The sequence below is a fragment of the Microvirga sp. GN3 genome (genome assembly GCF_055792825.1).
The window spans coordinates 1-24060 of sequence record NZ_JBVVAK010000016.1; the positions used below are offsets into that span (position 1 = coordinate 1).

General features: G+C 61.4%; 27 protein-coding genes, 1 pseudogene and 2 riboswitches. Of the genes and pseudogenes, 7 read left to right on the forward strand and 21 right to left on the reverse strand.

The window, feature by feature from the left end; all coding sequences use genetic code 11:
* Positions 1 to 138: 138 nt before the first annotated feature.
* Positions 139 to 324 (reverse strand): hypothetical protein, encoded by a 186-nt coding sequence (locus ACS5Q1_RS10295; protein ID WP_473098073.1) that lies wholly within the window; start codon positions 322 to 324, stop codon positions 139 to 141.
* A 631-nt stretch (positions 325 to 955) separates the two neighbouring features.
* Here ACS5Q1_RS10295 and ald point away from each other — a divergent pair.
* A complete protein-coding gene (gene ald, locus ACS5Q1_RS10300; protein ID WP_473098074.1) occupies positions 956 to 2068 on the forward strand; it encodes an alanine dehydrogenase in 1113 nt (370 codons plus the stop codon).
* 216 nt (positions 2069 to 2284) lie between these two features.
* On the opposite strand, the gene ACS5Q1_RS10305 is transcribed toward ald, so the two are convergent.
* From ACS5Q1_RS10305 to thiC, 6 genes are read right to left on the reverse strand one after another with little or no spacing between them, the layout of a single operon-like run.
* Positions 2285 to 3286, reverse strand: a complete 1002-nt coding sequence (locus ACS5Q1_RS10305) for a ThiF family adenylyltransferase (RefSeq protein WP_473098075.1) — start codon at positions 3284 to 3286, stop codon at positions 2285 to 2287.
* Positions 3283 to 3894 (reverse strand): thiamine phosphate synthase, encoded by a 612-nt coding sequence (locus ACS5Q1_RS10310; protein ID WP_473098076.1) that lies wholly within the window; start codon positions 3892 to 3894, stop codon positions 3283 to 3285. Before ACS5Q1_RS10310 ends, ACS5Q1_RS10305 begins: the two co-directional genes overlap by 4 nt.
* The gene (locus ACS5Q1_RS10315; RefSeq protein ID WP_473098077.1) at positions 3891 to 4661 is read right to left on the reverse strand and encodes a thiazole synthase; all 771 of its coding nucleotides are present in this window, start codon (positions 4659 to 4661) and stop codon (positions 3891 to 3893) included. The genes ACS5Q1_RS10310 and ACS5Q1_RS10315 overlap by 4 nt, the downstream gene beginning before the upstream one ends.
* Before the next feature lie 3 nt (positions 4662 to 4664).
* Complete coding sequence (thiS, locus tag ACS5Q1_RS10320; protein WP_473098078.1) at positions 4665 to 4862, reverse strand: sulfur carrier protein ThiS; 198 nt, start codon at positions 4860 to 4862, stop codon at positions 4665 to 4667.
* A 19-nt stretch (positions 4863 to 4881) separates the two neighbouring features.
* Positions 4882 to 5841, reverse strand: coding sequence for a glycine oxidase ThiO (gene thiO / locus ACS5Q1_RS10325; protein ID WP_473098079.1), 960 nt, complete (start codon positions 5839 to 5841; stop codon positions 4882 to 4884).
* Positions 5842 to 5845: 4 nt separating this feature from the next.
* Positions 5846 to 7696, reverse strand: a complete 1851-nt coding sequence (gene thiC, locus ACS5Q1_RS10330) for a phosphomethylpyrimidine synthase ThiC (RefSeq protein ID WP_473098080.1) — start codon at positions 7694 to 7696, stop codon at positions 5846 to 5848.
* Between the two features lie 59 nt (positions 7697 to 7755).
* Positions 7756 to 7863, reverse strand: a riboswitch (TPP riboswitch).
* Between the two features lie 93 nt (positions 7864 to 7956).
* Positions 7957 to 8060: riboswitch (TPP riboswitch) on the forward strand.
* Here thiC and thiM point away from each other — a divergent pair.
* From thiM to thiD, 3 genes are all read left to right on the forward strand, one after another.
* Positions 8051 to 8839: a hydroxyethylthiazole kinase gene (thiM, locus tag ACS5Q1_RS10335; protein WP_473098081.1), complete on the forward strand. Its 789-nt coding sequence runs from the start codon at positions 8051 to 8053 to the stop codon at positions 8837 to 8839. It overlaps the preceding riboswitch by 10 nt.
* On the forward strand, positions 8836 to 8961 hold the full coding sequence (locus tag ACS5Q1_RS10340) for a hypothetical protein (protein WP_473098082.1): 126 nt from the start codon (positions 8836 to 8838) through the stop codon (positions 8959 to 8961). Before thiM ends, ACS5Q1_RS10340 begins: the two co-directional genes overlap by 4 nt.
* Positions 8962 to 8980: 19 nt before the next feature.
* Positions 8981 to 9781 (forward strand): bifunctional hydroxymethylpyrimidine kinase/phosphomethylpyrimidine kinase, encoded by an 801-nt coding sequence (gene thiD, locus ACS5Q1_RS10345; protein WP_473098083.1) that lies wholly within the window; start codon positions 8981 to 8983, stop codon positions 9779 to 9781.
* Positions 9782 to 10100: 319 nt separating this feature from the next.
* Here the strand turns inward: thiD and queC (ACS5Q1_RS10350) are convergent, their stop codons facing one another.
* The 5 genes and pseudogenes from queC (ACS5Q1_RS10350) to ACS5Q1_RS10370 all read right to left on the reverse strand — a co-directional run bounded on the left by queC (ACS5Q1_RS10350) (position 10101) and on the right by ACS5Q1_RS10370 (position 13630).
* Entirely contained in the window at positions 10101 to 10814 is a 714-nt protein-coding gene (gene queC, locus ACS5Q1_RS10350; RefSeq protein WP_473098084.1) for a 7-cyano-7-deazaguanine synthase QueC, read from the reverse strand.
* Positions 10801 to 11178, reverse strand: coding sequence for a 6-pyruvoyl trahydropterin synthase family protein (locus ACS5Q1_RS10355; protein WP_473098085.1), 378 nt, complete (start codon positions 11176 to 11178; stop codon positions 10801 to 10803). Before ACS5Q1_RS10355 ends, queC (ACS5Q1_RS10350) begins: the two co-directional genes overlap by 14 nt.
* Entirely contained in the window at positions 11178 to 11810 is a 633-nt protein-coding gene (gene queE / locus ACS5Q1_RS10360) for a 7-carboxy-7-deazaguanine synthase (protein WP_473098086.1), read from the reverse strand. The genes ACS5Q1_RS10355 and queE overlap by 1 nt, the downstream gene beginning before the upstream one ends.
* A gap of 29 nt (positions 11811 to 11839) precedes the next feature.
* Positions 11840 to 12000: pseudogene (locus ACS5Q1_RS10365) on the reverse strand (7-cyano-7-deazaguanine synthase QueC); the annotation flags it as partial.
* Positions 12001 to 12412: 412 nt separating this feature from the next.
* Positions 12413 to 13630 (reverse strand): RNA-guided endonuclease InsQ/TnpB family protein, encoded by a 1218-nt coding sequence (locus ACS5Q1_RS10370; RefSeq protein ID WP_473098087.1) that lies wholly within the window; start codon positions 13628 to 13630, stop codon positions 12413 to 12415.
* A 91-nt stretch (positions 13631 to 13721) separates the two neighbouring features.
* Here ACS5Q1_RS10370 and folP point away from each other — a divergent pair, with 91 nt between their 5' ends.
* The 3 genes from folP to folK are packed head-to-tail and all read left to right on the forward strand — an operon-like array spanning position 13722 to position 15368.
* Positions 13722 to 14537: a dihydropteroate synthase gene (folP, locus tag ACS5Q1_RS10375; RefSeq protein ID WP_473098090.1), complete on the forward strand. Its 816-nt coding sequence runs from the start codon at positions 13722 to 13724 to the stop codon at positions 14535 to 14537.
* Positions 14534 to 14902, forward strand: coding sequence for a dihydroneopterin aldolase (folB, locus tag ACS5Q1_RS10380; RefSeq protein WP_473098091.1), 369 nt, complete (start codon positions 14534 to 14536; stop codon positions 14900 to 14902). Before folP ends, folB begins: the two co-directional genes overlap by 4 nt.
* Positions 14895 to 15368 carry a 2-amino-4-hydroxy-6-hydroxymethyldihydropteridine diphosphokinase gene (gene folK / locus ACS5Q1_RS10385; RefSeq protein ID WP_473098092.1) on the forward strand — a complete coding sequence of 158 codons (474 nt, stop codon included), beginning with the start codon at positions 14895 to 14897 and terminating at the stop codon, positions 15366 to 15368. The genes folB and folK overlap by 8 nt, the downstream gene beginning before the upstream one ends.
* Positions 15369 to 15563: 195 nt before the next feature.
* Here the strand turns inward: folK and ACS5Q1_RS10390 are convergent, their stop codons facing one another.
* The 9 genes from ACS5Q1_RS10390 to ACS5Q1_RS10430 form a co-directional block, all read right to left on the reverse strand.
* A complete protein-coding gene (locus tag ACS5Q1_RS10390) occupies positions 15564 to 16607 on the reverse strand; it encodes an RNA-guided endonuclease InsQ/TnpB family protein (protein ID WP_473098094.1) in 1044 nt (347 codons plus the stop codon).
* Positions 16608 to 16750: 143 nt separating this feature from the next.
* Positions 16751 to 17590 carry an aminotransferase class IV gene (locus ACS5Q1_RS10395; protein WP_473098095.1) on the reverse strand — a complete coding sequence of 280 codons (840 nt, stop codon included), beginning with the start codon at positions 17588 to 17590 and terminating at the stop codon, positions 16751 to 16753.
* Entirely contained in the window at positions 17577 to 18176 is a 600-nt protein-coding gene (locus ACS5Q1_RS10400; protein ID WP_473098096.1) for an anthranilate synthase component II, read from the reverse strand. Before ACS5Q1_RS10400 ends, ACS5Q1_RS10395 begins: the two co-directional genes overlap by 14 nt.
* Before the next feature lie 9 nt (positions 18177 to 18185).
* On the reverse strand, positions 18186 to 19568 hold the full coding sequence (gene pabB / locus ACS5Q1_RS10405; RefSeq protein ID WP_473098097.1) for an aminodeoxychorismate synthase component I: 1383 nt from the start codon (positions 19566 to 19568) through the stop codon (positions 18186 to 18188).
* 113 nt (positions 19569 to 19681) lie between these two features.
* Positions 19682 to 20248, reverse strand: a complete 567-nt coding sequence (locus ACS5Q1_RS10410; protein ID WP_473098098.1) for a VUT family protein — start codon at positions 20246 to 20248, stop codon at positions 19682 to 19684.
* A gap of 49 nt (positions 20249 to 20297) precedes the next feature.
* Positions 20298 to 21014, reverse strand: coding sequence for a 7-cyano-7-deazaguanine synthase QueC (queC, locus tag ACS5Q1_RS10415; RefSeq protein ID WP_473098099.1), 717 nt, complete (start codon positions 21012 to 21014; stop codon positions 20298 to 20300).
* A gap of 729 nt (positions 21015 to 21743) precedes the next feature.
* Positions 21744 to 22885, reverse strand: a protein-coding gene (locus ACS5Q1_RS10420) for an IS3 family transposase (protein WP_473098100.1) whose coding sequence is annotated in 2 segments (ribosomal slippage) — positions 21744 to 22627 and positions 22627 to 22885 — 1143 coding nt in all. Because the reading frame shifts where the segments join, the coding sequence is not laid out codon by codon here.
* Between the two features lie 15 nt (positions 22886 to 22900).
* Positions 22901 to 23176 carry a helix-turn-helix domain-containing protein gene (locus tag ACS5Q1_RS10425; RefSeq protein ID WP_473098101.1) on the reverse strand — a complete coding sequence of 92 codons (276 nt, stop codon included), beginning with the start codon at positions 23174 to 23176 and terminating at the stop codon, positions 22901 to 22903.
* Between the two features lie 601 nt (positions 23177 to 23777).
* A complete protein-coding gene (locus ACS5Q1_RS10430) occupies positions 23778 to 24059 on the reverse strand; it encodes a hypothetical protein (RefSeq protein ID WP_473098102.1) in 282 nt (93 codons plus the stop codon).
* Position 24060 lies beyond the last annotated feature (1 nt).

Here is a 24060-nt window from a genome sequence, read left to right on the forward strand (position 1 = left end):
GTCACGCCGCTGCGCGGCGCTCGCGACAACAGGGGATTTGCCCGCCATGATCCGCATCCCGAACCAAACCAGGAGATGGAATCACAGACCGCATCCGTTGGCCATCCCGCTGAACCCTGCTTAGACCAAAATAAGCCCCTACACTGGAGGATCTCGGAACCAGTCCGTGGCATCGATCACGCTGACATAGGCCAGGGCGGCCAGAGCACCGACACCGACGGCTGTTGTCAGGCGGCGCGTGAGGATGCCGATCTGCCGGCGGACCTCCTGCAAGACTACCAGGAGGAGCGCCTCAGCGGCATCCTCCGGCGACCCATCGGCCACCACTCATGTCCGCGATCGATGAAGGACTGACGACCTCCCTTGCCAGCCACGAGGCCAAAGGACTTGAGCATGCCATGGATCTGGTTGATCAGGTCCACTCGCACCTCCACCAAGCACGCTCGAGCATTGAGGAAGCTGCGGACCACTTGGCTGGCTGTCCAGGCTCTTGATGGTGACCTCCCGGGACCATCCCGTGCGCACGATCTGCGCTAGGCCCAGAGCATCGTTCGGGTCGGTCTTGTTCACCTGCAGCGACAGGCTGCCTTGGCGCAGCATGCATCCAGGAAAATCATAGGCACGCCCCGCTTTTTCGACTCATGCCAATACCAGGTCGACAACGGACCACTTTTTCGGGCCAATCCGCTTGAGATCCTGTCTGCGTAAATCTCACGGGTGGAATAGTCACTTTCTCCCTTCACCGAAAACTCACGACAGAGCCGTCCATTCTCGCTCATCCAAGCATTGATGATTTCGGCGAGGGCGGGCCATATCGATCCGGTCCGCAGCCCATTGACTTGGAATCCTGCGTGATGCTCCCAAAAATCGCTGAATGTCTGCACAAGCAGCGTCTGGTTGCAGGAAAGCAGATCGCCTTTTCAACTAAATTGGTCTCCACGCAAGGAGATTGCCAATGAAGGTCGGTGTTCCCAAGGAGATCAAGACGCACGAATACCGCGTGGGTCTGACGCCGGGCGCCGTCCGCGAATATGTGGCTGCTGGCCACAATGTGCTGGTCGAAATCAATGCTGGCGCCGGCATTGGGGCGACGGACGACGATTATCGCAAGGCCGGCGCGACGATCGTGGACTCTGCCCGCGAGGTATTTGCCTCGAGCGAAATGATCGTCAAGGTCAAGGAACCCCAGCCTTCCGAATGGACCCAGCTGCGCGAGAACCAGATCCTCTTCACTTATCTTCATCTGGCGCCGGACCCAGAGCAGGCTAAGGGTCTCATCACATCTGGATGCACGGCAATCGCCTACGAAACCGTGACGGATGCGCAGGGTGGGCTTCCGCTGCTTGCGCCGATGAGCGAGGTCGCAGGCCGGCTTGCAATCGAAGCCGCCGGTGCTGCCCTGAAGCGGTCTGCGGGCGGGCGCGGGCTGTTGATCGGTGGCGTACCGGGTGTCCAGCCAGCCCGCATCGTGGTGATCGGCGGCGGCGTTGTCGGGACACATGCGGCCCGGATGGCGGTGGGCTTAGGTGCCGAGGTCACCATCCTCGACCGTTCTATCCCCCGGCTTCGCGAGCTGGACGAACTGTTCGAAGGGCGCGTTCGGACTAGGTTCTCGACCATCGACGCCGTTGAGGAGGAGGTCTTTGCGGCGGACGTTGTCATTGGCGCGGTGCTCGTTCCCGGCGCGAGCGCGCCGAAACTCGTCAGCCGCGGCATGTTGAGTTCGATGCGCAAAGGCTCCGTGATCGTGGATGTCGCGATCGATCAAGGCGGATGCTTCGAGACCTCGCGCCCAACGACACACGCTGATCCAACGTACGAGGTGGACGGCGTCATTCATTACTGCGTCGCCAACATGCCGGGAGCAGTCCCGCTGACCTCAAGCCAGGCCCTGAATAACGCCACGCTGCCCTTTGGTTTGGCGCTTGCCAACAAGGGCTTTGCCGCCGTGCTCGAAAATCCGCATCTGCGCGCAGGCCTCAATGTCTATCGGGGCCGGCTTACCAATAAGGCCGTGGCCGAGAGCCTCGGCCTACCATTCTCACCGATCGAACAGGCTGCGGCCTGATCCCAGAGGTCCCGACTGGGACGTTTCCTCCCTAACTTGGGCCACTCCTTCGGAGTGGCCCTTTTTGGGAGGACTCCACAAGCTCGCTCAATGCAGCGAGGGCTTACAATGTTTGTTGAGATACAGTGCGAGTTAGTCTTGCTCGATCAAACCGTTGCGTTGGGGCCAAGCGCGTTGACACATTCCGGAATTGAAAGACTTCAGCCACCAAACGGCTCAAACCCTCGACGAACAAAACTCATTAATATCGCCCATTGCAATAAGCGCCAGCTCCCGATGTCCCTGATCCCTTAGCAGGCTCGCTGCCCGCCACGCTCTTGAACCGCTGCGGCAGCAGAGCACGATGCGGCTCGATTCAGACACATCCCGGCTCTGTTCCACGATCGTGTCAACGGTCGCGCGGCGGGCCTGCGGAAACGGAGAGATCGACACTTCATCAAGGCTTCTGAGTTCGAAGACAATATCATTCGCGGTGACATCAGATGGCGCGACAAAGGGCGGCGCGAACCCGGAAGCCTCCGGCGCATCCAGGAAAGAAAACCCGCCAAACTCCAGCTTGTGCAGATCCACCGAAACCAATTGCCCGAGCGGTGACGGATCAAGGCCCAGAATCAGTGCCAACACCAACTGCGCCTGCAAGCCGCCGAGCACGCCAACGACCGGGCCCAGGACCCCTAGCGTGGCGCAGTTCCCGAGGTTTTGAGGAATGTCCGGAAATACTGAGCGATAGCTCGGAGCGCCGGCACAGAAGGCACCAACATAGCCCTTCAAGCCCACACAGGACGCACTGACCAAAGGTTTGCCTCCTGCTGCGCAGGCGTCACTCAGAATGTACGTGACCGCGATGCTGTCGGCGGCATCCACAATGACATCCGCGCCTCTCACGAGATCCTTTACCGCGGCGGGATCAAGAGAGATGGGCCGCGCGTCAACGACCACAGACGGATTGAGGGCTTCGATCGCCTTTCTGACAACCTCGACTTTCAGCTCGCCAATGTCGGTCGTGCGATAGAGAGGTTGCCGGTGAAGGTTGCTCTCGTCAACGCGGTCATGGTCCACAATCGAGAGGCGCCCGACACCGGCGGCCGCGAGATATTGCAGGACGGGGCACCCAAGACCGCCGGCTCCGACCACTAGCACCGAGGAGGAAGCAAGCCTGGCTTGGCCAGCCTCACCCACCTCCGGGAGCACGATCTGTCGTGCATAGCGTGAGGTCATCCCATCATCCTCGTTAATGCGATCCAACGGCGGGTTTGTTGCTCCGGGTCCGGGTGCCGGAGAATGTCCGTCACCACCGCCGCACTGTCAGCGCCAGCATCCAGAACGCCTGGGATGCGGTCGATGGTCAGACCGCCGATCGCAACGAGCGGAATCTCTCCAATGAGCCGCTTCCATTCCGTAATGCGGCGCAAGCCTTGGGGAGCCCAGGGCATCTGCTTCAGGACTGTCGGAAAGATGGGTCCCAGAGCAACGTAGTCTGGCGCAGCTGAGAGCGCCTGATCGAGCTCGGTGTGATCATGCGTACTTACACCCAGCCGGATTCCAGCCCTTCGAATGGCAGCTAGGTCCGCGCCGGGGAGATCTTCCTGCCCGAGGTGAATGAAGGTGCAGCCTTCCGCAATGGCAAGCCTCCAATAATCGTTGACCACAAGTTGTGCGCCATGCTGCTCGCAACAGGTCTTCGCCTCTCGAATCTGACGTGCGATTGCGGCATCGGACTTATTCTTGGTGCGCAGTTGAACGAGTTTCACGCCGAGCGGCACCAGGCGCCGCACCCAGGCAGCGCTGTCAACAATGAGATAGAAGGGGTCGAGCACGAGCGTCATGTGAGTAGCGCCTTCCCCAGAACCGGAGTCGACGGGCTCGCCATCTCCCGTGGCTCCATCGGAATGGAGTGCCGGGCTAGTCGACCAGCTTCAACCGCCAGGGCAAAAGCCTTGGCCATCCTGACCGGATCACCGGCCTTGGCCACCGCGGTGTTCAGAAGAACCGCGTCGAAGCCAAGTTCCATCGCGGCAGCCGCGTGTGAGGGCAGTCCAATTCCTGCATCGACCACAAGCGCCACATCGGGAAAGTGCGCCCGGAGCATCTTCAACCCGAAGACGTTATTGAGACCTCTGCCTGAGCCGATCGGCGCGCCCCAAGGCATCAGAACCTGACAGCCCGCCGCGAGCAGGCGTTCGGCCACAACGAGGTCCTCGGTCGTATACGGAAAGACCTGGAAGCCTTCTTCGGTCAGAATTCGCGCGGCTTCGACTAGGCCGAAGACGTCCGGCTGGAGAGTGTCCTCCTCGCCGATCACCTCGAGTTTGATCCACGGCGTCCCGAAGACCTCCCGGGCCATATGGGCCGTCGTAACCGCCTCCTTGACCGTGCGGCACCCAGCCGTGTTGGGCAGAACGCGTGTGCCAAGATCGCGAATGATAGACCAGAAGGCCTGTCCTGCCAGATTGCCGCTCGCCTCGCGCCGGAGCGAGACGGTCACCACCTCCGCACCCGAGGCTTGAACTGCCGCTGCCAGGATGGCCGGTGATGGATACTGCGCGGTTCCCAGCATTAAGGGTGACACAAGCTCGACATCATAAAACAGCATGTCTTAGCCTCCTTGCATTGGCGCGAGAACCTCGAGGCGATCGCCGTCGTTCAGCGCGATCGCCGATCGCTGGGATGCGGGCACAAACCGTTCATTGACGGCCGTGGCAACCACGGCATCGCCGAAGTCGAGCTCACACAGAGCGCGCGATAGGACCCGCTCCTCAATCTCACGCTCCTCACCATTCAGGATAATCCTCATGCGTCATCTCCAAAGTCGCTCAAGGGTGGAAGACTGCATCGGCGACCTGGGTCGCGAAGGCAGGGGCGAGCAAAAATCCGTGGCGGTACAAGCCGTTGAAGTAGATCGTAGGGCCACATTCCCGGATCGCGGGCAGATTGTCAGGAAAGGCGGGCCGGACATCGGCGCCAAACTCGAGAATTTCGGCCTCGCCGAAAGCCGGGTGGACAGAATACGCTCCGTTGAGGAGCTCAACCGCTGAGCGCGCCGTGACGCGACCCCGATCTGCGCTCTCGATCATCGTCGCTCCAATCATGAAGAGCCCGTTCTCGCGCGGCACGATGTACAGGGGGATGCGCGGATGAAGCAGGCGGACAGGGCGTTGGAGAGAAATCTCCTGGGTTCTGATAAGCAGCATCTCACCCTTGACGCCGCGCAAGTCCTGAAGATCTCCCTGCGCGGCAAAGCCGCGGCAGTCGATGATGCGATCCACTCCGCTATCTTCGGCGGGGGCCTCGGCACCAAATCGCAGCGAGACACCGAGAGCGATGAGACGGGCGGCGAGTGCTGTCAGCGCGCTGCGAGGGTCGAGGTGCGCTTCATCCGCGAAGAACAGGCCTTTGTGGAACCGTCCTTGAAGATCAGGCTCGAGGTCAGCAATCCGGGCGCCGTCGACCCAGTCAGAGCGTTCTGTTCTGCGCGCGAAGTGAGTGAGTTCGCCCACGTCGCGTGGCTGTGCGATCACCAACGTACCCTTGCGCGTGGTGCCTGGAAATCGCCGCAGCCACCAGTCGATGGCACGACAGCCCAGTTCCACCACGGCAGGATCTGAGCTCTCACATTCACACCAAGGCGCAAGCATGCCGCCCGCGTACCATGAGCACGCGGCCGCACCGAGGTGCGGGCCACGGTCAATCACCTCAACGATGGCGCCCCGCTCGGCCAATTCCACCGCCGCTGTCAGGCCAGCGACACCGGCGCCAATAACACGGATGCGCATGCTGCTACTCCGCGGCGGGGACATAGAGACTGCCACCGCCAGCCAGGAACTCGCGGCTCTTGGCGCGCATGCCGGCCAATTGCTCCTGAGTCTCGGGACTCATCGCGGCGACCTCCGCCCGCAGATCTTGCGTGATCTTCATTGAGCAGAACTTCGGGCCGCACATCGAGCAGAAGTGCGCCACCTTGTGCGCGTCCTTCGGCAAGGTCTCGTCGTGATAGGCGCGCGCCGTATCAGGATCGAGGGAGAGATTGAACTGATCCTCCCATCGGAAGTCGAACCGGGCCCGGGACAAGGCGTCGTCCCGTACCTGTGCGGCCGGGTGTCCCTTTGCGAGATCGGCGGCATGGGCTGCGATCTTGTAGGTGATGACCCCCGTCTTCACATCATCGCGGTTTGGCAGCCCCAGATGTTCCTTGGGTGTCACGTAGCAGAGCATCGCCGTGCCAAACCAGCCGATCATGGCAGCACCGATGCCCGAGGTGATATGATCATATCCAGGTGCAATGTCTGTGGTGAGTGGACCAAGGGTATAGAAGGGTGCTTCTCCGCACTCGCGGAGTTGCTTGTCCATGTTCACCTTGATCTTGTGCATCGGGACGTGGCCGGGCCCTTCAATCATGACCTGGCAGCCCTTATCCCAGGCAACCTTCGTGAGTTCTCCCAGGGTCTCGAGTTCCGCGAACTGTGCCGCATCGTTCGCATCGGCGATCGATCCAGGGCGCAGTCCATCGCCCAACGAGAAGGAGACGTCATAGGCCCGCATGATGTCGCAGATCTCATCGAAGTGCTCGTAGAGGAAGCTCTCCTTGTGATGCGCGAGGCACCACCGGGCCATGATCGAGCCGCCACGGGAGACGATCCCGGTCACACGATTGGCTGTGAGCGGAACGTAAGGTAGGCGCACGCCGGCATGAATGGTGAAGTAATCGACGCCCTGCTCAGCCTGTTCGATCAATGTGTCCTTGAACACCTCCCAATCGAGCTTCACGGGATCGCCACCCACCTTCTCCAGTGCCTGGTAGATCGGAACTGTGCCGATGGGCACCGGCGAGTTGCGCAGGATCCAGGAACGGATGTTGTGGATGTTGCGACCAGTGGACAGATCCATCACCGTATCGGCGCCCCAGCGGATCGCCCGGACGAGCTTTTCCACCTCATCCGCCGCCGTGGACACCACGGCGGAGTTACCGATATTGGCATTGATCTTGACCAGGAAGTTGCGCCCGATCGACATCGGTTCCAACTCTGGATGGTTGATGTTGGACGGAATAATGGCACGTCCCCGGGCTACTTCCTGGCGCACGAACTCTGGCGTGATGAAGGGCGGGACGGCCGCCCCGAAGCTCTCGCCGTCGGCGATCTTGGATTCAGCCTCCGCCAGCATCGCCTCGCGACAGAGGTTCTCGCGGTGCGCGACGTAGATCATCTCCTCTGTGATGATCCCGGCCCGGGCGAACTCGTATTGGGTCACGAGCTGACTGGAGGCGGCACGGCGCACGACCCGCTCGGCCGGGCATGGCGCCACAAGCGCGTCGGCCGAAACATTTCCATTGTCCTCAGGTTTCACGGGTCGCGGCTCGACCGCCACATAGTTCCGCGCAGTGATCCAGAGCTCGCGCACGAGCGGAAGCCCCTTGCCGAGATCGATGGTCGCATCGTCCTGAGTATATGGGCCAGAGGGATCGTAAACGCGCACAGGGGCTTCATTGGGATCCGTCAGGACGATCTCGCGGAAAGGAACCCAGATATCGGGTCGGCCCTCTGGCGTGGCATAGACCTTGCGCGAGCCTTGAATCGGACCGGTGGTGACGGATTGCGGAGCGCCCTTGGGCGTGTCGATGTGAACAGTCATTGGATCTCGCCTCTTGAACAAAGGGAGATCCGGGCAAAGCGAGCTGAGGGATTCTTGATAGCGCTCGATAGTTCCAGTCCCTCCGCCGGTATGACCCGGATCAGGTTCAAGGGTCACGGCGGATCAGCCGACTCTCAGCCCCTCACAGGGCTCCCCTCGGAACGGATGCGATCCTCGTGGACGTAATCTCCGCTGTCAAGAGCGGAACTGAGCTGACAAGATTGGTTCTTGTCAAAGGAAGGTCGAGGAATTATCACGGCAGCATCTCCTTGGGGTGCCCGTTCGCGCTGAGAGGTCTTGCCGAGACCACCCCATCGAACCTGATCCGGATGATGCCGGCGGAGGGATTGCGAGATGACGAGCACACCAGCGTCCCGATCGGATGCTTTCAGTCTTCCAGCACTGGCCGGGCTTCTGCTCGAGCGCCTTCGCAGCGAGCGCACGCGCGTGCATGCGATCACGAGCACAGCGGCACAAACCCTCACGGCCAATTTTCTGCTCGCCGCTGGCGGGATTCCATCGCTGACCGTCGCATTGGTGGAGGTCCCGGCTTTTACCAGCCGCTCTGCCGCGCTTCTCGTCAATCTCGGTATGCTCGACGCTGACCGCTGCGCAGCGATCCCACAAGCTATCGCGACCGCGCACGCTCATGCCAAGCCCTGGGTACTCGATCCCGTCTTCGTCGACGCCTCCCCACCCCGTCTGAAGTTTGCCCGCGCCTGTCTTGCGGGCAGGCCGCGTGTCCTTCGCTGCGATGCGGGCGAGTTCGCGGCTCTCGCCGGAGCGGATGCGACGCCCGAAACCGTGCAGGCCTTCGCCAAAGCTCATGGCACGGTCATGGCCTTGACCGGCACGGTCGACTTGATCACGGATGGCGCCCGCATTATTCACGTCGAGAACGGTCACTCGCTGATGACCCGCGTGACCGCCATGGGATGCGCCGCAACCGCCCTCGTGGCAGCCTTCACGGCCCTGCGTAGCAGCGCACTCGAAGCGGCGGCTGCGGCTCTGCTCGTCACGCGCGTTGCAGGCGAGATCGCCGCGCGAGACGCAAAGCGGCCGGGGACATTTCAGCCGGCTTTCCTCGACACACTCTTCAACCTCGATACGCCAACTCTCATCACCCATGGGAGAATCTCATGACCGCAGGCGATTTCAGGCGCTACGGTATCATCGATCCGGAACGGACGGGCAGCTGGGATCCTGTTGCGCTCGTCCGGCAAGCCGTCACTGGCGGCTGCGGCATATGGTGGATCAGGTCCTGAACTCGTGGAGTGCTCCGGCATGACCGCTATCGTCGTCACCATCGCGGGCTCGGATTCAGGCGGCGGCGCCGGCATCCAGGCGGACCTCAAGACCTTCTCGGCGCTGGGCGTCCATGGGGCCAGCGTGATCACTGCGCTCACGGCGCAAAACACCCTCGGCGTTCAGGGCATTCACGATGTTCCGCCCGCCTTCGTCGCGCAGCAGATTGACAGCGTCTTCTCTGACCTCACCGTCAATGCGGTGAAGATCGGCATGCTATCACAACCCGCTGTCATCGATGCTGTGGCGGAAGGGCTTGCGCGCTACAGCGCGGCGCGGATCGTACTTGATCCCGTGATGGTGGCGGCAAGCGGCAATCGACTGCTCGTGCCGCAGGCCATCGACACGCTGCGGCGCATGTTGCTTCCCATGGCGCTGCTCGTCACACCCAATCTCCCGGAGGCCGCGGCCCTCCTCGATGAGCCGCTGGCCCAGGACGAGCAGACCATGTGCCGCCAGGCTGAACGCATCCTCGCTTTGGGCCCCAAAGCCGTTCTGGTGAAAGGTGGCCACGGCACAGGCCTGGAGAGCACCGACATTCTCATGGATCAGCACGGCATGCAGCGCTTTGCAGCTCCTCGCATCGGCACGCGCAACACGCATGGCACCGGCTGCACCCTGTCCTCGGCCATCGCAGCTGGGCTTGCCAAAGGTCTATCGCTCGACGACGCGGTTACAGTGGCTAAGAGCTTCATCAGCGCCGCCATCGGGGCTTCCGATCAACTCCAGATCGGATGCGGGCCCGGACCCGTGCATCATTTCCATGCCCATTGGTCCTAAGCGCTCACACCGTGCGGCGCTTGGCGCCAGAGCCTCCGTTCTCGCGATACCCGCTGTCGTTCGCCCGCAAACCTTCCGCCGGCGCATGGTCATCTCGTGGTCGAAGAACCGCACCGGGGCCTCGGAATTTCCGCACACCGGATCGACGAGCGCATTAATGCGATGAGCGGCGGCCGATTTCAGATTCACCTTGTTGCTGCAGGCGAGATCGTGCCGCCGTTTGCGGTGCTTGATGCGGTCTCCAACGGAACCGTCGAGCTGGGGCACACGGCATCACATGCCTCCCCCATAATCCCGCTCATGATTCAGCCCAGACTCGTCAGCTCCGCACCTGGCTGTAACGCTGCCATCCTGCTGACCGCAACCGGCAGGCATCACATTCACCACAGCCAAAACCCCAGTCGTGCCGGGTGCGACGGTCGCCGTTGTAGCAGGTGTGGGTTTCCTGCACGATCAGCTCGACGAGCGAGGTCCCGCCCAGCGTTTCCGCCAAGGTCCAGGTTTCGGCCTTGTCGATCCACATCAACGGCGTCTCGAGCACCAGCCGCGCGTTCATGCCGAGGTTGAGCGCGGTCTGAAGCGCCTTGATCGTGTCGTCCCGGCAATCAGGATAACCGCTGAAGTCCGTTTCGCAGACGCCCGTCACCACGCGCTTGAGGCTGCGCTGGAAGGCGACGATCGCCGCAAGGGTGAGAAACACCAGATTGCGCCCGGGCACGAAGGTCGCCGGCAGCCCGTCCGCGCGGCTGCCAGCCATCGGCAGGTCTGCGGTCAGCGCGCTCACGCTGACTTCACCCAGCACATCGAGCGGGATCACCCGGTCCGGTCCGAGGCGGCTGGCCCAGAGCGGTGACAGGCGAGCCACGCCCTGCCGGATCGGCTCCCGGCACTCCATCTCGACGGCGTGCCGCTGGCCATACGAGAACCCAATCGTCTCGACCCGTTCGTAGCGCGACAGGGTCCAGGTCAAACAGGTCGTCGAGTCCTGCCCGCCCGAGAAGACCACGAGGGCGGAGGAGTCAGTGGTGCTCATGATCAGCCAGCGCGTAGTAGGTGCAGGTCTCGCCGCAGCTATCCCGGTAGATCGTCACCCTTGCGATCGGCCCGATAGGCTGGATCCGATCGAAGATGAAACGGGTGATGTTCTCCAGCGTTGGCCGCTCCAGCCCCGCAATGCGGTTGAGGAACTTGTGATCGAGGGTCTGGCGCATCTCTGCAAGTTTACCCTCCAGCAGGCCAAGGTCGATCAGCATGCCCGTTTGGGGATCGGGCATGCCGCGCACGGCAACCTCGGCCCGGAAGGAGTGCCCATGGATCTCCTCGCTGGCTGGCCCGAGGGTGGTGCCGGTGAGCGTATGGGCGGCTTCGAAGTTAAACGACTTGGTGAGTTCCCACATCAGCGGATTCCCAGGTACTTGTGTGTTTGGAGGCTCAGCCGCCATTGCGGATGCGCCAGGCAATACTCGACGGCCCGGGCCGTGTTCGCGATCTGATCCGGTCCATCCATCGGCTGCAGCGAGAACCGCTCGAAGGACAAGGCGGCAAACCGCTCGGGCGGGGCGTCCTCCTGCGGAAAGACCAGCTTCAGTTCGTGACCAGCGCGGACCTTGAGTTCGGTGCGGCCCTTTGGACTGACGCAGATCCAGTCGAGACCCGGCGGCGGCTCCACTGTGCCGTTCGTCTCCACCGCGATCGTGAAGGAGCGGCCGTGCAGCTCATCGATGAGAGCGGCGTCGACTTGGAGCAGCGGCTCTCCGCCCGTCAGCACGACAAGCCGGTGATCGGTCGCGGGTCCCCAAAGCTCCTCGATCCAGTGGCACAGGTCGGCGGCCGTGGCATAGCGTCCGCCGAAGGTTCCGTCGGTGCCCACGAAGTCGGTGTCGCAGAACCGGCAAGCAGCCGCTGCTCGGTCACTCTCCCGTCCTGACCAGAGGTTGCAGCCGGCAAAGCGGCAGAAGACGGCGGTTCGGCCAGCCTGGGCGCCTTCGCCCTGAAGCGTCAGGAAGATCTCTTTGACGGCGTAACTCATTCAGGTCTCGCTGGCGAGCTTGCGCCTGACACGCGGCTGGTCAATGCCGCTCCGGTCGGGAGAAATCCGACGGCGGAGATGTCGATGATGTCGTGACACATGGGAGGCGCGTGAAGGTTCGCTCTGCCGCGATCTTGTGCGCGAGCATGACGGAGTCCAATCCGCCGGAACAGATGACGAGAGTTTTCACCAGGGCTCCTTGTTTTGACCGGGTAGGCTGCGACCGGATCGGCTCACGCGCCGATGAACGTGAAGTGGATGGAACTGTGAACGCGCGGCTCTACCAAGCGCTCGCCCCATCCGCTTCTGCGCGGCATAAACGACAACAAACGTGCGCGTGTCAACGAGAATCCATTCCGCCACACGTCTCCTCAGAGCCGCCATGGCTTCTCAACAGGAGGGATAAAGTAGCTTGGCCTGCTCAAGTATCGAAGCCGAGGGTGTACTCAAATTGCGGCTGGATTCGAGCCGGACCTCCCGGTTCTCCTATCAACCAGGGTCTCCTTCTGGCGCAAACCGCGACAGAAGGAGACCCTGTCTGATCTGAAGTGAGCCTTAACATCTTCCCGGCCCTAAATGGTGGGAATTTTCAGGGTGACGGCCTACGCCGCTACCTTTCGAGTTGACGCTTCATCCGGGTGCTTAGTGCAAGAACCGTCCACGCCCAGAAACGGTGTGTTCCACCGCCATAAAATGTTCCGCGCCGCATTCACATCGGCGTGGAATTCGATGCCACAGGCGACACACCGAAATACCGCTTGGCTCTTGCGGCCTTCAAGATCGCTATGCCCACAGGACGAGCACTCCTGTGAGGTCCGTCTTGGATCAACAAACACGGTGTAGCCCCCGCGCTCCTCCAGCTTGTACTCAGTCTGGCGAACGAGCTCGCCCCAGCCCTGATCGAGAATGGCCTCATTCAACCCAGCCTTCTGCCGAACATTGTGGCCTGGCTCGGCCAGTGTGCCCTTGGCATTTGCCGTCATATTCCGGATCCTCAGATGCTCGAACACAACCACCGAAAACCTCCCAGCTAGCGCCTGTGAGGTTTCGTGCTGCCAGTGACGCCGAATACGCGCGATGCACGCGGAAATCCTGGCCGCATGCAGCCTCGCCCGGCGGTTTCGGTTCGAGCCACGGCGGCCGCGAGCGATCGTTCGCTGGATCCGCTTTCTCTGCCGTTTGAGCACGTGGATGCGTTCCATCGGCAGGGACCACATGTCACCAGTCGAGAGGGTCACCGTATTGGCGACCCCCAGATCGACGCCGACCGCTGGACCGTAATGCGAAGCAACATCTCTCTCATATTCGCAGCAGAACGAGACCTGCCAGTGACCGGCCCTGTTCGATATCGTTACGTTCTTCAAGATGCCCGGGAGACCGCGAGTCCGGCGAAACTTCACCCAGCCAATCTTGGGCAACTTCACGGCGGCCCATTTGGCATTGAGCGGCTTGGCATTGCACTCCCGGCCCTGGAACCGGATCGAGTCGTTCACTCCGCGCTTGCGCGGTGACGAATACCTCGCGCGTCCCGCGAAGAAGTTCTGGAATGCTTTGTCGAGATCCCGCAGCGCCTGCTGCTCTGCTGTCTGAGACACCGCAGCGATCCAGTCGAACTCCCGACGGAGTGCCGTGAGGTCTCGCGCCTGGGCTACGTAATTCAACTTCCCGCCCGTGGCGCGCTCGAAATTTCGGTAGTGATCTCGTCGCTGCTCGAGACCCAGGTTATAGATCAGGCGGCACACGCCAATTGCATGCCCGAGTAAGGTCGCTTGCTCAGAGTCAGGATATAGACGAAAAACAAAGCCACGCTGGAACAGCATAGCTTTGTTCTACATACGTTCGCGTAACTTTGCAAGAAAGGCGGCATTTCTCCCCATCGCTAAAGCAAGGGGTCTTCTGCCGAATATCTCTATGACAGCGATCCTCAAAGAACTCGGCACACGCACCCTGGTCATGGGTGTCCTGAACGTCACGCCTGACTCGTTTTCGGACGGGGGCCTGTTCAGCGATCATGCCGCTGCGGTCAACCATGCTCGCGAGATGGAGCAGGCGGGCGCTGACATCATCGACGTCGGCGGGGAGTCCACGCGTCCGGGCCATACGCCCGTGGGCGCCGAGGAGGAGCAGCGGCGTGTCCTGCCGGTGATCCAGGCTCTTGCTCCCGTCCTGAAGGTGCCGATCTCGATCGACACCTATCGGGCATCCACCGCCCGGGCTGCCCTCGTAGCGGGAGCCAGGATCGTGAACGACATCTGGGGATTCCAGTGCGATCCCGATATGCCAGCCGTCGTGGCAGAGTACGATGCCTTCGCCATCGTGATGCACAACCGCGCCGAGGTCGATGCCTCGCTCGATATCATGGCCGACATGCTGCGCTTCTTCGAGCACTCCCTGGCTCTGGCGCGCCAAGCCGACATTCCGGATGCACACCTCATCCTGGATCCAGGCATCGGCTTCGGCAAAACCGCCGACCAGAACCTTGAGGCGCTGCGCCGCCTGCCGAAGCTGAAGGCCATGGGCTTCCCCGTGCTCGTGGGAGCCTCCCGCAAATCGGTCCTGAGCCGCTTTTACGAGCCGCAAGTCCCCCCACAAGACCGGCTCTTTGGCACCTTGGGAGCGCATCTGGCCGCCATGAGCCGAGGAGCCGACATTGTGCGTGTTCACGACGTTAAAGCCCATGCAGAGGCCTGCCGCGTGGCTGACATCCTGCTGAGGACCCTGCCGTGAGCGACACGATCACGCTCTCCCGTCTGGCACTCTATGCCCATCATGGTGTTCATGCCGAAGAGGCCCGTCTGGGGCAGCGCTTCTATGTCAACCTGGCCTGCTCGCTTGACCTGAAGCCTGCGGGGCAGGCCGATGATTATCGGCAGACCGTCTGCTATGCGAGCCTCGCCAAGCTCATTCATGAGATCGGCACGACACGTCGCTTCCATACTATTGAGGGCTTGGCCGAGGCGGTCGCCACCAGCGTGCTCGACGGCTTCCCACCCATCGTGTCCGTGATGGTCCGGGTCGAGAAGCCTGAGGCGCCAGTTCCCTTCATCCTCGATGGTGTGGCTGTCGAGATCAGGCGGTCGCGCGATGGCTAGGGTGACGCTCGGCCTCGGCAGCAATCTCGGCGACAAGCGCGGCAATATTGCCAAGGCGCTGTCAGCTCTCGACGCGGGTGGGGCAAGAATTGTCACCCGCTCCGCAGACTACCGCACAGAGCCGTGGGGTCCTGTCGATCAGGACTGGTTCGTGAACGCCTGCGCCGTCGCGGAAACCGAGCTCGCGCCAAATGACCTCCTGGCCCTGTGCCTTCGAGTAGAACGCGAACTCGGACGGGTCCGAGAGGTCAAGTGGGGCCCACGGGTGATCGATCTTGATATACTCACCTACGATGATGTTGAGGTGAGCACCCCCAGCCTGACCCTTCCCCATCCGTATCTGGCGGAGCGCGCCTTCGTTCTGGTACCGCTGGCCGAGATCGCACCGGATCTAAAGCTCGGTCGGACAACCGTTGCACACACGCTCGCCACGTTGAATTTTAGTGGCATCACGAAGCTGGTGTAGGTGAATAGCTCCCCATCCTGACGGATGGGGCTTCTCAGGGCTCACGCCGCAATGTTTTCTGCTTCATCGGCCGCTGCGGTCGCGTGGACCGTCTGACGCAGGCCTCCACAGACAGGGACGTGCCAACCACCCGCCCTTAGTTCCAGAACGCCCAGGTGCTTGATGTTCAGCGCCGCGTTCTCATCCCGGTCATGCTCAGCCCCAAGCCTCGCAGATCCAGCGACGCACCGCCAGGGGCATTTCATCACGCCGATGCCCGCAGCACGAGCACGTCTTCGACGTCGCCGCCCAGCGGTCGATCTTGACCAGATGCTTGCCGGATCGCCTGGCCTTGTGGCCGATCTTAGTGAGCAGCGCCGACCACCCCGCGTCAGCGATGGTTCGGGCGAGCCTGCGGTTCTTGAGCATGTTCTTGACTGCCAGCGTCTCCACAACGACCGCTTGGTTTTCGTCGACCAGTCGCTTCGACAGCTTGTGCTGGAAGTCATGTCGTGCATTCGCCAGGCACTCATGCGCCCTGGCGAGCATCAGCCGGGCCTTGGCCCGGTTCTTCGATCCTTTCCTTTTGCGAGAAAGCGCCTTCTGCTTGCGACGCAGATTGCGCTGCGCCCGCTTCAGAAAGCAGGGATTGGCCGTCTTGCGACCGGTGCTCTCGACCGCGAGGGCCACAAGGCCGACGTCCAGACCAACAATGGCGTCGTCTGAGATCGACCTTACCGGATGCGGAGCTTCTTGCCGGTCCTCGACCAGAATGGACGCGAAGTACTTGCCCGTGACCGTCTTTGAGACGGTGATGGATTTCAGATCGCCGGTGATCGGCCGGTGAATGACCGCCCTATTCCGGTTGGCCATTTTCGGCAGCTGAATCCAGTCCTCGCCAAAGCCGATCTTGCCCGAGCAATGATAGCTCGAGTGCTCGCCATGCTTGCGCTTGAAGCGCGGGAACCTCGCTCGCCCTTCGAAGAAGTTCTTGAAAGCGTGGTCGAGATCGATGCAAGCCTGCTGCAGGGCCATGCTGTCATAGTCGCCGAGCCATCCATAGCGCCGGCTCTTTTTGGCGACAGAAAGCAGCTTTTTCAGATCGTGCTTGGCCGACAGCGTCTGGCGGTGCACGCGATAGCGGTGCACTTTAATCGCAAGGGCCTTGTTGCGCACGAAGCGCACGGCCCCGAACTGCCGATCGAGAAATGCGACCTCCTCGGCAGTTGGGTAAAGGTGGACCTTTGTGGCGCGGAGCATTCGCCATTTATAGAACAGACATGGAACATTGCCAAGCTTCCAGCGTGAGGAAGGCCGATCCCTCTTCTCCCGAAAGGAAGACGGCTCTCGGCCATTGTTTGCTGAACCCGGGGCCGCTGCCAATTTCCGGTCTCGGGCCGATCTCAGGATCTATTGTCAGTCATCAAGGCGAGGAGCCTGGTGCGAATCTGCTCGACGGTTTCCCGCCCGTAGCGCGACAGCGGCTTGCCATCGAGTTCCGTCACATGCGTCACGAGCGCGACAGAGTTGGTCAGAAACACGGCCTCAGCTTGAAAGAGGCTGCCCTTCGAAAGACTCACCTCTCGAGGTATCAGACCGAGCCGAGAGGCCACGACATTGAGAACAAGGGCACGGGTAATGCCAGGCATCACTCCATCATCGAGGGGTGGGGTTAGCAGGTTCCCACCCTGGATGACGAAAATGTTCCCGGCACTGGTGCAGGCCACCTGCCCGCCAACGGCCAGAAGGAGCGCGTCGTCAGCGCCTCGGTGCAACGCCTCCTCTAAGGCAAGGACGTTGTCGAGATAGGCAAGAGTTTTGTATCGTGATGTAGGGGAAGAGGGATTGCGCCGAATCCGTGCCGTTGCCAAGCACACCTCCGCAGCCGTCGGATTTGGGAACCATGGTGCGGACGCAGCCGCAAAAATGGTAGGCTGTTGCTGAGCCGGAGGCCGTAAACCGCGGGGTCCCGCCCCTCGGGTCAGGGTCAGACGGATGATGCCACCGTCGGGGAGAGCGGCGGTCAGATCATCAACCGGTTGTCGCAGCTGCTCCCGGTCCACTGGTATGTTCAAGGCTGCCGCACTGGTGAGAAGACGATCGAGGTGCGCGTCAAGCATGAAGGCTCGGTCATTGACAACAACCAGCGTTTCGAACAAGCCGTCGCCCAGCAGAAGCCCCCGGTCGCGCAAATCGAAACCGGTTCGCGGATCATCAGAGATTGCTCCATCAAACCACAGCATGGCGGCCCTCCTCGGCTTTCGCCGCGATATCGAGGAAGTTGGATAGCAACGGGTGTCCCTGCTCGGTCAGGATGGACTCGGGATGAAACTGCACGCCATAGGTGGGATGGCTGCGATGCTGCAGGGCCATGATTTCGCCGTCTTCGGAACGCGCGGTCACCGCCAACCCCGTCGAGTTACGATCCTCCTCCACAATCAGCGAGTGATAACGCCCCGCCTGCAACGGATTGGGCAGGCCGTTGAAGAGGCCCTGATCGCTGTGACGGATGGCAGAGGAGCGCCCATGCATAGGGTTGCGCGCCCGAGCGACCCGCCATCCAAAGACCTGTCCAATACATTGATGACCCAGGCAAATCCCCAGAAGTGGGAGTGATCCCGAGAGATGCCGAACGATCTCGCAGGACACACCGGCCTCCAAGGGAGAGCATGGACCGGGCGAGAGCACGATGGCTCTCGGCGACAGGCCCCGAATGGCGTCGACATCAATCGCATCGTTGCGGACGACCTGCGCCGTCTCACCCAGTTCAGAGAAGTACCGTGCGACGTTGAAAACGAAGGAGTCGTAGTTGTCGATGATCAGGATCATTCTGGTTTTCTATGCTTCAAAGGCTGCAAAAATGCGTTGGGCCTTCGCCAAAGTTTCCTCGTACTCGGCCCGCGGGTCGGACAGCGCCGTGATCCCACCGCCCGCATGAAACATGGCTGATCCCTCTTTCAGCATGACGGTCCGGATCGCAATGTTCATGTCAGCGGTTCCGTCGAAGCCAAAGTAGCCGATGGAGCCACAATAGACCTGCCGGGCACTGCGCTCGATTTGCGTGATGATCTCCATGGCCCGAATTTTCGGCGCACCGGTAATTGACCCGCCCGGGAAGCAGGCGGCAATCACGTCGGTCGCCATAATACCTGGGCGGAGTTGACCCTCGACGACCGAGACGAGATGGTGGACGGCCGCATAGCTCTCCAGGCCGCACAGCACCGGGGTCCGCACCGTGTGCGGTTTACAGACCCGCGACAGGTCATTGCGCAGCAGATCGACGATCATGAGGTTCTCGGCCCGATCCTTCTCGGAGCGCAGCAGTGCCTCCACCAGATTCTGGTCGCGCCGCCGATCAGAAGAGCGTGCTGCCGTACCTTTGATCGGACGTGTTTCGACACAGCCCCGCTCAACCTTCACAAAGCGCTCGGGTGAACTCGAGGCAATCGTAGTCTCGGCGAAGTTGAGAAAAGCGCCAAAGGTCGCAGGATTCACGCGGCGGAGTTGGCCGTAGAAGGCAAGCGCGTCGAACTCATCGGAAACCTGAGCGGTAAAGCGCTGGGCAATGTTCGCCTGGAAGATGTCTCCGGCCAGGATGGAATCGATCACGGCCTTGACGGCCTCCCCGTAGCCGCTGGCCGAGAAGTTCGACGTCCATGGGCTCGCGAGCCTGAAATCACCGAGCCGGCGCGGCACATGGCCGAGAAGTCTCCGAAAGTATTGAGCGCGAACCACGGCCCGCTTCTGACGCTTGTCCGGATCCTGCTCTGGACAACCGGTTGAAAGAAGCCACGCGTCGCCGCTCCGGTGATCAAAGCTCAGGACAACATCGTAGAATGGGAGCACGGCTTCCGGGAGTGGGACGTCGGCCGGCGCCGGTGTGAGCCTCTCGAGGGCATGCCGAAAATCATACGCCAGATAACCGGCTGCACCACCTTGGAATGGCGGCAGGCTGTCAATCCTCGACTGTTGGTACCGATCTAACAGAGAACGCAGTGCGGATAATGGGGGTTGAGGTAAGGGATCGCTGTTCCAAAATGCTCGGCCACCCTGCACAATAAACCGGCCGAATGGATCAGCGGCGACGAAGGAGTAGCGCCCGAGAACAGGATGGTGCAGAGCGCTATCCAAGAATAGCAGATCAGGCAGGTGCGACAATGTCTGCGCGCAGTTGAATGCGTCAAGGTGACCTAGATGTTCAAGATGGATCGGGAGTCGCATGACATCAGCACTCGCAAATCAGATCAAGATTGGCGTTCTTGGCGTGCTTCCCCATCCAACAAGTGATGCGGAAAAACGATCCTGTGCGAAACTGAGGCTGATGCACTGACCCATCACGTTCGTATAGGCATGCGAATCCGCTCATCACGCTGGCGCAACCAAGCCATCACCGGAATGCTCAGTAGTACCATCCAGCCTTTACCGAGAACCTGCGGCATCAGGAATTGCAGGCTGCCGAACGCCAACGTCAGGAAGACAATGCTGTCGATCACGAGACCCACGACGCTGCTCGCCGCCACAGCCAGGACCAGCCCCCTCTGCTGCAGCGGTGTGTACACTGCCAAGTCCGCCAGTTCGGACAGCAGGAAGGCCGCTGTCGAGGCGAGCACAAGTGCAGGTGGCGCGAAGACCGCTGACAGAACCGCCCCAAGGCCAACCGCTGCTAAGGCCCAGTGCCGACCCAGGCGCCGCTGAACCAGATCGCGCAGCACCAGTGCCAGACCGACGACGAGTACACCGCTGGGCGCAGCCAAGCCTGGCGCAACTGGGATCAGACATGGACCGTCCGGCATACAAGCCGTGCCGACATGCCCGATCATCCAGTTGGCGGCTGGAATACAGGCGGTAAAGCCCGCGAAGACCGCAATACCTTCGGCGCTGCGGCGTGTCTCAAGGTTCATTCTTCCATCCTCCGAGGACCTCATTTCACTTCTCACGCGATTGTCAGCTTCAAGCCTCAGGAGGGCTGCTTTTCTGCTGCTCTCGGCAGGGTTCGATCCAGTAGTCCGGATCCTCATACGGCGTAGGATCCTCCACGTCGGCTAGGTGGAATGCCTCGCACCTTTCGACGCAGGTGCCACAGCGGCCGCAATGACGATCACCGCCCTGGTAGCAGGACCAAGTTTCGACAAAAGGCACGCCGAGCCGAGCGCCCTCGCGCACGATGTCGGTTTTGCTCAGTCGAACGAAGGGCGTGTAGAGGGCGATCTTCGCCAGTCCATCCAAGGCGTGGCGCTGCATCGTCTCAAAAGCCTCCACGAAGTCGGGACGGCAGTCTGGATAGATGAAGCGTTTGTCTCCATGGACGGCCGCCGCCACGGACTCGGCCTGCTCGGCGGCAGCTATGCCAAAGGCAATTGCGAACATGATGGCGTTGCGGTTCGGCACGACGGTGATACGCATGGTGTCTTTCGCATGATGCCCTTCGGGAACGGGTTCGCCATCGGTCAGTGCCGATCCGGTCCGGAAGCGTCTCACGGTAGAGATGTCGATAATGTCGTGCGGCACGCCGAAGCGGGCGGCGCAGGCCCGCGCGGAGTCCAGCTCTTTTTTGTGGCGCCGGCCGTAGTTGAAGGACACGAGGCACGTGAGCGCTCGCTCAGCCGCAATCTTGTGCGCGAGCGTGACGGAATCCAATCCGCCCGAACAGATGACGAGGGTTTTCACCAAGGCTCCTTGTTTTGACCGGGTAGGCTGCGACCGGATCGGCTCAGGGGCCGATGAATGTGCGGCAGACGGACGAAGAACCGAGCGGTAGCGTCGTGCGATCGCCGCTCCGCACCAGAGCATCAAGGACTACATCGGTGCCGGTGTCAACACAGTTCCTATGGCGCAGGACAGTGGTCCAGATCGCTTCTCAAGAGCCGTACTATTTCCAGTATCCTCTAAGGAACTTGTGCCGGCAGGGCGGGTGACCCCGTTCACGTGGGCGTGGCTGGCAGCAAGCTACGACGTAACAGCTGGGGGCATCCAAGGTGGCACAGGCTCTGCGGCGGAGGAGATCCGCGACGTGTCTCGACGCAACCAACGGGAAAGCGGATCTGACGAGCTGTCGCGCGCGGTCTAACCAACATGTGCGGCAGGTTCTTGACAGCGCGGCGAAGCCTGATGAAGAGAGTGTTGTTCTCTTATTTCAGGAACAATCCGCTCAAACCTCGCGAAGGGGCGCTGTGGTGTGAGTCAGTCTGGCTAGTACGAATGGGGTTGTCCCTGACGACGAAGTAAGGGGCGCAGATCAGTGCAACATCTTCACCAGCTCTATATCGGCGGACGGTGGATCTCTCCGAAGAGCCCGCGGCCCGTTGATCTCATCAACCCTGCCACCGAGGCAGTCTTCGCAACCGTTGCACCCGGTGATGTGGATTTGCTTCGGTTTAGTGGAGAGCGGCTTTGTAGCTATCCGGCCAGCCTTTCGAACTGAACCGGACTGACATAGTCCAGTGTCGAATGACGCCGGACGGGGTTGTAGAAGCCGTCGATGTAACGCCCAATGGCCCCCCGGGCCTCAGCCCTGGTCTGGAACACGGTGCGCCAGACCAACTCGGATTTCAAGGTCTTGAAGAAGGTCTCGACCACCGAGTTGTCGTAGCAATTTCCCTTCCCGGACATCGAGATCCGGATGCCATGCTTCCTCAACTCGGCTTGATACTCGATCGAACAATATTGACTGCCGCGATCCGTGTGATGGGTCAGCCCCTCACCGGGCTGCCGGATGACCAGGGCTTTGCGCAGCGCCTCGAGAGCCAGCTCCTTGTGCAGCCGGTCACTGACCGCCCAGCCAACCACCCGGCGAGCAAACAGATCGAGGACCACGGCTAGGTAGAGCCAGCCCTCACTGGTCCAGACGGACGAGATATCAGCGTTCCATTTCTGGTTCGGACGGTCTGCCGAGAAGTCCTGCTCGATCAGGTTGGGAGCGACCGGAAAAGCATGATGGCTGTCAGTGGTGCGTTTGAAGCGACGTTTCTGCCGGGCCTTGAGCCCATTCTCGCGCATCAATCGAGCCGTCCGACGGCGCCCGATCGGCAGGCCCTGATCCTGGAGTTCGCGCGTCATGCGTGGGCTGCCATAGGTGCCATTCGACTCTCTAAAGGCGGACCGGACATGGGCGAGCAGCACCAGATCGTCGCGCTGACGCTGGCAGGTTGGACGACTTCGCCAGGCAAAGTAACCGCTCTGGCTCACCTCAAGAACTTGGCACAGGCGCTGGATCGGGAATTCCGCTTTCGCCGCATCGATGAACATGAACCTCATCGACTTCCCTCCCTGGCGAAAAAAGCGGTGGCCTTCTTGAGGATGTCGCGCTCTTGGCGCAGCACCTCGTTCTCGCGGCGGAGGCGCTTGAGCTCGTCCATGACGTCCTCATTGGGCGGCATGGACGACGAAGGCCGCGTGTCTTGGTGCTCTGCCATCCAGCGCGCGAGCGTCGAACGCTTCACCCCAAGATCGTCGGCGATCGCGCGTTGGGAGCGCCCACTCGTCAAAACGAGGCGGACGGCCTCATCCTGAAACTCCTTCGTAAAACGGGTCTTCGGCATGGAGATCCTCCTGCTTCATGAGAGGCTCTCCACTTTTGCGATGCAAGTCCAGTCGGCGAGCGCCGCGGCCTCATGCTTAGCCCTGTACTGTGCCAGCCATCGGTGCACGCTGGAGCGGTCGACGCGGCAGCGGCGGGCCGCCTCGGCCACGGGATGCCCCTCGGCCACAAGCAGCAGCGCCTCAAGACGGCGATACACACGCGCGTCACGGGCGGCAGCAAGCGCTGCGGCAAGCCGCTTGCGATCCGCATCGTCGAGCCGCGTCCCAGGAGAGTGATCATGTCGTTGCATGCTTTCCAAGGAACACCCGCAGCACTCACGTTGCAAGACTTATGGCGACCTACTTAGATCCTACCGGACTCTAAGGCTCGGCGGCATCTGGCCACATGAGAGCCTTAGGGGACTCAGCATGCTGCAACATCAGGCGACCCTCCAAGCAAAGCGCCAATAGCACCGGTGCGGCCATTTCAAACGACGGCTGAAGAAACGCCACGATAGTATTTCACCTCATGCTTCTGCATGTCACGGGACGCAATCATGCCGCCGCCCTGACCTATGGCAGTTGTGAGCAAAGGTATACGACCGTGAACGCGGATGAAGCGGCAGAGATCACCAGACAAAGATCGATAACCGTTCCCGGCCGATAGTTCACAACGCGGTTCAACATGACATCTCCTAAAAGTTGCGGTTGAACGGATGCTCTCTCAGTGACACTGACGGTTCAGCGGCGAAGCGATCGCCTGCGGCTCGCCTTCGATGTCGCACGCTTCAGGTCTTTTGTACGCTCTTACAAACATGGCTTATGGACACGCTGCACGTCACGCGTTGTTCCGGTCCGTCTTCGCCAAACGTGCAGCCGGTCGAGACAGGCCGATGAGACCCGCAGGTATCCTCATTGCTGAGTGGGCAGAGCCGACATTTCATCGCGTTTGCGGAGGGGCTGGACTGGAGCGCCTCCCAGCCACCGGCACACGTCCTCCAGGGTTGCAAACTCCTCCTCGACCGCTGTGAGGGGCGACGGACGTGGCGCCGCCGGGTTGTTGTCCAGGAGCTCAACAGTCCATGTGGTGCTCTTGCTACGGGAGCCGCTGCGGACCACGCTGCCGATGATCTCGTCTTCCAGCACGAGGTCATAGCTGCCGGGTGCCAGCTGCAGAAGATGATAGCCCCTCACC